At 40.3% G+C, this 6,144-nt stretch carries 8 protein-coding genes; 3 read left to right on the top strand and 5 right to left on the bottom strand.

Going from position 1 to position 6,144, the window contains the following annotated elements; translation table 11 throughout:
* Positions 1-230 precede the first annotated feature (230 nt).
* On the top strand, positions 231-764 hold the full coding sequence (locus AN214_RS09005; RefSeq protein ID WP_054979424.1) for a gamma carbonic anhydrase family protein: 534 nt from the start codon (positions 231-233) through the stop codon (positions 762-764).
* Here the strand turns inward: AN214_RS09005 and AN214_RS09000 are convergent.
* On the bottom strand, positions 759-1,001 hold the full coding sequence (locus AN214_RS09000; protein WP_054979423.1) for a DUF1488 domain-containing protein: 243 nt from the start codon (positions 999-1,001) through the stop codon (positions 759-761). The genes AN214_RS09005 and AN214_RS09000 overlap by 6 nt on opposite strands.
* A complete protein-coding gene (gene aroE, locus AN214_RS08995; RefSeq protein ID WP_054979422.1) occupies positions 1,001-1,822 on the bottom strand; it encodes a shikimate dehydrogenase in 822 nt (273 codons plus the stop codon). Before aroE ends, AN214_RS09000 begins: the two co-directional genes overlap by 1 nt.
* A 47-nt stretch (positions 1,823-1,869) precedes the next feature.
* Here aroE and AN214_RS08990 point away from each other — a divergent pair, with 47 nt between their 5' ends.
* Together AN214_RS08990 and AN214_RS08985 are read left to right on the top strand one after the other, a co-directional pair.
* Positions 1,870-2,301 (top strand): group II truncated hemoglobin, encoded by a 432-nt coding sequence (locus tag AN214_RS08990; RefSeq protein ID WP_408002958.1) that lies wholly within the window; start codon positions 1,870-1,872, stop codon positions 2,299-2,301.
* 85 nt (positions 2,302-2,386) lie between these two features.
* Positions 2,387-3,994, top strand: coding sequence for a methyl-accepting chemotaxis protein (locus AN214_RS08985; protein ID WP_054979420.1), 1,608 nt, complete (start codon positions 2,387-2,389; stop codon positions 3,992-3,994).
* A 70-nt stretch (positions 3,995-4,064) separates the two neighbouring features.
* Here AN214_RS08985 and hemF read toward each other — a convergent pair whose 3' ends face one another.
* Genes hemF through AN214_RS08970 form a run of 3 tightly spaced genes read right to left on the bottom strand, consistent with a single transcriptional unit; the run spans position 4,065 to position 6,116 of the window.
* On the bottom strand, positions 4,065-4,979 hold the full coding sequence (gene hemF / locus AN214_RS08980) for an oxygen-dependent coproporphyrinogen oxidase (protein WP_054979419.1): 915 nt from the start codon (positions 4,977-4,979) through the stop codon (positions 4,065-4,067).
* Positions 4,980-4,981: 2 nt separating this feature from the next.
* A complete protein-coding gene (locus tag AN214_RS08975; RefSeq protein WP_054979418.1) occupies positions 4,982-5,545 on the bottom strand; it encodes a Sua5/YciO/YrdC/YwlC family protein in 564 nt (187 codons plus the stop codon).
* Between the two features lie 13 nt (positions 5,546-5,558).
* Complete coding sequence (locus AN214_RS08970; protein WP_054979417.1) at positions 5,559-6,116, bottom strand: type I DNA topoisomerase; 558 nt, start codon at positions 6,114-6,116, stop codon at positions 5,559-5,561.
* Between the last annotated feature and the right edge of the window lie 28 nt (positions 6,117-6,144).

Raw genomic sequence — 6,144 nt, 5'->3', positions numbered from 1 at the left:
CAACTCGTGATTCGCTGCTATGCTGCGTCGTTCCCCGTGTTGGTGGAGGCGCATTATAGAGAGATTTGATTTGAGCGCAACCCCTTTTTTAAAGAAAGTTTGTATTTTTTTACTGTTTGCCTGAAATACCAGCTATAAGCGTTAAAAACATACATTTTCTGGCCAGAAATTAACAATCAGTACACTTTTATCTATAATTTACGCTCTATAACTATTTTATTGGAGCCGTTATGACAATTAGAAGCTATAAAGGTGTAGAGCCAAAAATCAACTTAAATACCTATATAGACGAATCGGCTGTATTAGTTGGTCAAATTGAAGTTGGCGCCGATTCAAGTATTTGGCCTTTAGTTGCTGCACGTGGTGATGTTAACTATATAAAGATTGGCGAACGTACAAATATACAAGATGGTTCGGTGCTTCATGTAACGCGTAAAAGTAATGCAGTGCCAAATGGCTATCCGTTAATTATTGGCGACGACGTCACCATTGGTCACAAAGCAATGCTGCATGGTTGTGTACTTGGAAACCGTATCTTAGTTGGTATGGGCGCAATTATAATGGATAACGCGGTGGTACAAGATGATGTCATTATTGGTGGCGGATCATTGGTTCCACCGAATAAAACGTTAGAGTCAGGTTATTTATATGTAGGTAGCCCAGTTAAACAAGCCCGAAAGCTAACTGAAGCAGAAATAGCTTTCCTTAAAGTATCTGCTGATAACTACGTTATATTAAAGAATGAATACCTAGAAGAGCTATAATAGCTCTTCTACTTCAATCTCACCTTGATCATTGTATAGTTCGTCTTCAATTGCACTTTCTGCAGTATCTTCATAGTCGAACTTTTTACTTTCAAATTCTTTTATAGCACTTTCTTTAGATTGCTTAGTTAAATAAAAGCAGGTAATCAATTGCCCATTTACTTGTGCAAAGAAGTTTATACGTTTTGCATCTTCTATGTATTCAACGCGGTCGACAAATAAAATAGACTGGTTCATTACAAAATTCCTGACTTTAGCTTTTCAATCACATTATCGGTTAACGGCTTAACACCTCGCCACACAAAAAATGCCTCAGCGGCTTGTCCCACCAGCATGCCCGAACCATCTAGTGTTGTTGCGTTTGGGTTTATACTGTTAACCCAATCATTAAATGATGTGCGTTGTTGGCTATAAAACATGTCATATGCCAGTTCACACTGGGCAACAAAACGCTTAGAAATTGGCGGCACATCACCTGTTATACTTGCTGAAGTAGAGTTGATTACAATATCGTAGTCAATGTCAGATTCGTGCTCGAAGCCATAGGCATCGATATCACCATATTTCGCAAATTCGTCTCTTAAGGTTTGCGCTTTCGCTTTTGTTCTATTTATTACTGTTAGCTTAGCTGGATGTTGTTGTAATAGAGGTAGCAATGCACCTCTTGCTGCACCGCCTGCACCAATTACCAATACTCGCTTTGATTGCAGCGTAAAGTTATTACTTAAAATGTCGTTTACTAAACCAATACCATCAGTGTTATCACCCAACAGCGAACCATCTGAGTTAACTTTAATTGTATTTACTGCGCCCGCACATTTAGCTCTTTCCGAAAGCTCATCTACTAACGCAAATGCTTGCTCTTTGAATGGCACAGTTACATTTGCTCCCTTACCACCACGTGCGACAAACCGCTCTACCGATTCCTTAAAGCCGTCAATCGGTGCTAAGATTGCGCTGTATTCGATTTGCTGATTTAGTTGGCTGGCAAACTCACTGTGAATTTTCGGTGATTTTGAATGCTCTATCGGATTACCGAATACCGCGTATTTATCCATTAGTTTTCTCGCATTGAGTTAGAGTTATGAAACAAATTTTAAGACGTATGTTTGGCACGACACAAAAACAAGATGAATCTCATCAATCCCCCTCTCCTGAAAAAACACCTTATGAATTAATAGGACAAGAACAGGGTGCCCGCGCGCTTGCTAATCGATTTTACGACATTATGGCTGAAGAGGAATACGCAAAACCATTATATGATATGCATCCTCAACCTTTAGATAGAATTAGACAAGTATTTTTCGAGTTTTTATCAGGTTGGCTTGGTGGACCTGATTTATTCGTAGAGAAATACGGGCACCCTATGTTGCGAAAGCGTCATATGCCCTTTCCTATTGATCAAGACTTGCGAAACCAATGGATGTTTTGTATGAACAAAGCACTTGATATTGAGGTTGATAACCCGGTATTACGCGAAGGGCTTAAACAATCACTGGCGCAACTTGCGACACATATGATTAATCAGGGACGTTAGCACTCGTCATTAGATTGCGTTAAATCAATGCAGCTTCGTTGATAATTGCGCATACTCAGTTTACTTAGTGCTTGAGAAAACTGTTATGCGTCACCACTCTATTCAACACAAAATTTTTGCATTACTTACGGTTACGGGTATTTTGGTACTTGTTGCTAGCTTGCTTACTGGGCAAAAACAGCAAAGCGAACTTGCTCATCAAACTATTGAGCAAAACATAAAAATACTTGCCGACAATTATTTTGACTCTATAAACACCATGATGCTTACCGGCACTATGGCAAACCGTGAAATTCTGCGTCAAAAAATACTCAGTGAAGAACAGATAAAAGATATTCATATTATTCGCGGAGACAAAATAAATAAATTTTTTGGCCCCGGCGAAGCAAATCAAGCACCACAAAACCAACAAGAAGCCGAAGCTTTAAATGGCACTGAACAAATCCACTTTAGCAAAAGCGAAGACGGCAGTAATTTAATTACATACTTAAAACCAGTTGTTGCCAGTGAAAATTATCGCAGCACCAATTGTTTAGGTTGCCATCAAGCCACTGAAGGCGAAATACTCGGTGCGGTGAAGATCAGTTACTCGCTTGATAAGGTAGATGCGGCAGTCACTCGTAATTCATGGATTAGCTTTGCTATTCTGACAACAATATTTGTTATTACCTTTGCTACACTTGGCTGGTTATTTAGAAAGTTCTTAATTGAGCGTCTTCGTGTAATTGGCAAGTCAATGCGCTTAGCATCGCAAAATAACGATTTAACCATTCATGTGGAAGATAAAACCAATGATGAACTTGGACGTTTAGCAAATAACTTTAATTTAATGATGGCTGCATTTAAAGGAAATATTAGTCAGTTATCAGAATCGTCCAAGGTGCTTATTCACAGCGCTGAAAAGATTTATGCATCGGCAGAAACAACAGAGCAGGCAATTAACCAGCAAAAGCAAGGCACTGACTCAGTTGCCGCTGCAATTAACGAGTTAGAATCTTCGTCTTCTGAAGTACGCAACACCACGCATTTTGCATCGGAGCGTTCAGATACCAGTAATCACCTTGCTGAAAGCAGTTTAGAAATTGCTGAAAGCACAGAAGAGAGCATTAACGGCCTTGCATTAGAAGTGCGCACTGCAGCAAAACAAGTCAGTGAGCTACAAAACCGAACATTAGAAGTTGGCAAAGTACTGGAAGTGATCAGTAACATTGCAGAACAAACTAACCTACTCGCGCTTAATGCAGCTATTGAAGCTGCACGGGCAGGTGAAGCTGGCAGAGGCTTTGCCGTTGTTGCTGATGAAGTACGCACACTCGCAAATCGTACCCATGACTCAACCGATGAAATAAAGCGCACCATTGAGAATTTACAATCTGAAGCGTTAGACACTGTAAATACCATGAATCGCTCTAGTGAAGATGCGGATCAGCGAGCAGAGCAAGTGAAAAAAGTAGCGTTGGCGCTAAAAGATATTTCAGAGCACATGAAAGAAATAAACCAACTCAATACACAAATTGCCGATGCCACAGAGCAGCAAAACCTAGCGGCAGAAGAAATTAATCAGAGTGTGATTGCAATAAGTGATAACGCAGAGACCTCGCTTGTGGATGCCCATGAAAGTAAGCAAGTTAGTGAAAGCTTATTGTCGCTGGCAAGAGAGCTTGATCAGCAAGTACGTAAATTTAAATTATAAGCACAAAAAAGCCGCAAAATTGCGGCTTTTTATTAACCTCTTATTTTTATATGAAATTATGAGGTTATTATTAAATTTGCAACCAATCCTTTGGCGACAAGTAATTCTCGTAGAGGTTGGCTTCTAAGCTATTTGGTTCAGGTTTAAAATCATACTCCCAACGCGCAAGCGGCGGCATTGACATTAAAATGGATTCAGTACGTCCACCTGTTTGCAAACCAAATAGTGTGCCTCTATCCCATACCAAATTAAATTCCACATAACGACCACGGCGGTAGAGCTGGAATTCACGTTGTTGTTCAGTGTATGGGAAGTCTTTACGTTTTTCTATAATTGGTAGGTATGCGTCTAGGTAACCATTACCGACAGCACGCATAAAGGCAAAGCAACGATCAAAGCCCCACTCATTTAAATCATCAAAAAATAAACCGCCTACGCCACGGGTCTCATCGCGGTGCTTTAAGTAAAAGTATTCGTCGCACCATTTTTTGTAGTCATCATAAACGGTTTCACCAAATGGCAGACATAATTTACAGGCTTCTTGGTGCCAATGTTTTACGTCTTCAAGCACAGGGTAAAAAGGTGTTAAGTCAAAACCACCACCAAACCACCAAATTGGGTCTTCACCTTCTTTTTCAGCAATAAAGAAACGAACATTGGCATGTGATGTGGGTACATGAGGGTTTTTTGGGTGAATAACTAACGATACACCGCATGCATGAAAACTTCGACCAGCAAGTTCTGGGCGATGTGCAGTAGCAGAAGCAGGCATTGATTCACCATACACATGGGAGAAATTGACTCCACCTTGCTCTATTACCGCACCATCTTTGATCACTCGTGTGCGGCCACCACCGCCTTCCTCACGTTGCCAAGCGTCTTCGACAAATTTAGCGCTACCATCAGCTTGCTCTAAGGCATTACAAATTTTGTCTTGTAAGGCCAATAAAAACTCTTTTACTACTTCTAAGTTAACGTGCGACATAATTACTCTCTAAACAACTGACCTGTAAATGCATCTTTAATCTGGCTTGGTTTGGTGTTGCCACCAAGTGCACCTTCAACATAAGCTGATACTTTATCGCCAAATGCACTTTTTGCTTCTTTTAATGTTAAAACAGGATCTTGCCCCGTTAGATTCGCGCTTGTTGATACTAATGGTTTACCAAACTCTTGGCATAACTGTTTTACTACTGGATGAGCTGTAACCCGAACAGCGATTGTATCAAACTGCCCCGTTAGCCATTTTGGTGTACTTTTTTTAGCTGGCATTACCCAAGTTACAGCTGCTGGCCACGACGAAAATATATCAGCGCGTTTATCCATGGGTATTTTAGCATCATCGACATACTCTAACAGTTGGCCATAGTTATCTGCGATGAGGATTAACCCTTTTTCTACTGGACGTTGTTTTATATCTAATAGCTTCATTACCGCAGTTTCGCTGTCAGGATCACAACCTAAACCGAAAACGGCTTCCGTAGGGTAAACAATTACACCGTCACTTTTAAGTGCGGATACAATTGGGTTTTCTAATAACTCGTTACTCACAACTCACTCCAATTCATAACGAGACTTTGTGGTTACAATGCTTTTGTGGGCACTGTAACATTAAGCCTTTTGCTGTTTTTTTCTCAACCATCACTTGCCAACCACATTCAGGGCACGATTGTGCAACTGGTTTATTATTTAAAATATATTTGCATTTGGGGTACCCCCCACAGGAGTAAAATGTTTTACCCGATTTATTGCTGCGTTCAACTAGCTCAGACTTATTGCAGCTAGGACAAGTAGATAATGACTCTTTAGATTCTTCTTGTGCGACATAATGGCACTCAGGGAAGTTAGTGCAGCCAATAAACATGCCAAAGCGGCCATTTTTTACTGCTAAAGGCGATTCACAAAGAGGACATTCGCTGTCATCAAGCACTTTAAGAAGTGTTTCATAGTGCTCAACTAATGGGCGAGTATAATCACAATTAGGATAGTTATTGCATCCGACAAACGCACCTTTTTTACTATGCTTCACACTCGTTTCAGAGCCACACTTCGGACACACTTCATGCTCTTTTTCTAAAGCATGTTCGTGAACAGAAAATAAAGAATGATCAATTTTGCTCATAATTGTCAAAACGCAGGCGTAATTTTCG

Origin of the sequence: Pseudoalteromonas sp. P1-9 (assembly GCF_001399975.1) — a bacterium.
GTDB lineage: Bacteria > Pseudomonadota > Gammaproteobacteria > Enterobacterales > Alteromonadaceae > Pseudoalteromonas.
The sequence above is the reverse complement of the archived record's forward strand: the minus strand, read 5'-3'. Positions and strand labels throughout refer to the sequence as shown.

Excerpts from the sequence above, each read along its gene's own strand:
- AN214_RS08985 (WP_054979420.1), top strand. The coding sequence starts at position 2,387 with ATGCGTCACCACTCTATTCAACACAAAATTTTTGCATTACTTACGGTT.
- AN214_RS09005 (WP_054979424.1), top strand. The coding sequence starts at position 231 with ATGACAATTAGAAGCTATAAAGGTGTAGAGCCAAAAATCAACTTAAAT.
- AN214_RS08990 (WP_408002958.1), top strand. The coding sequence starts at position 1,870 with ATGTTTGGCACGACACAAAAACAAGATGAATCTCATCAATCCCCCTCT.
- AN214_RS09000 (WP_054979423.1), bottom strand. The coding sequence starts at position 1,001 with ATGAACCAGTCTATTTTATTTGTCGACCGCGTTGAATACATAGAAGAT.
- hemF (WP_054979419.1), bottom strand. The coding sequence starts at position 4,979 with ATGTCGCACGTTAACTTAGAAGTAGTAAAAGAGTTTTTATTGGCCTTA.
- aroE (WP_054979422.1), bottom strand. The coding sequence starts at position 1,822 with ATGGATAAATACGCGGTATTCGGTAATCCGATAGAGCATTCAAAATCA.
- AN214_RS08970 (WP_054979417.1), bottom strand. The coding sequence starts at position 6,116 with ATGAGCAAAATTGATCATTCTTTATTTTCTGTTCACGAACATGCTTTA.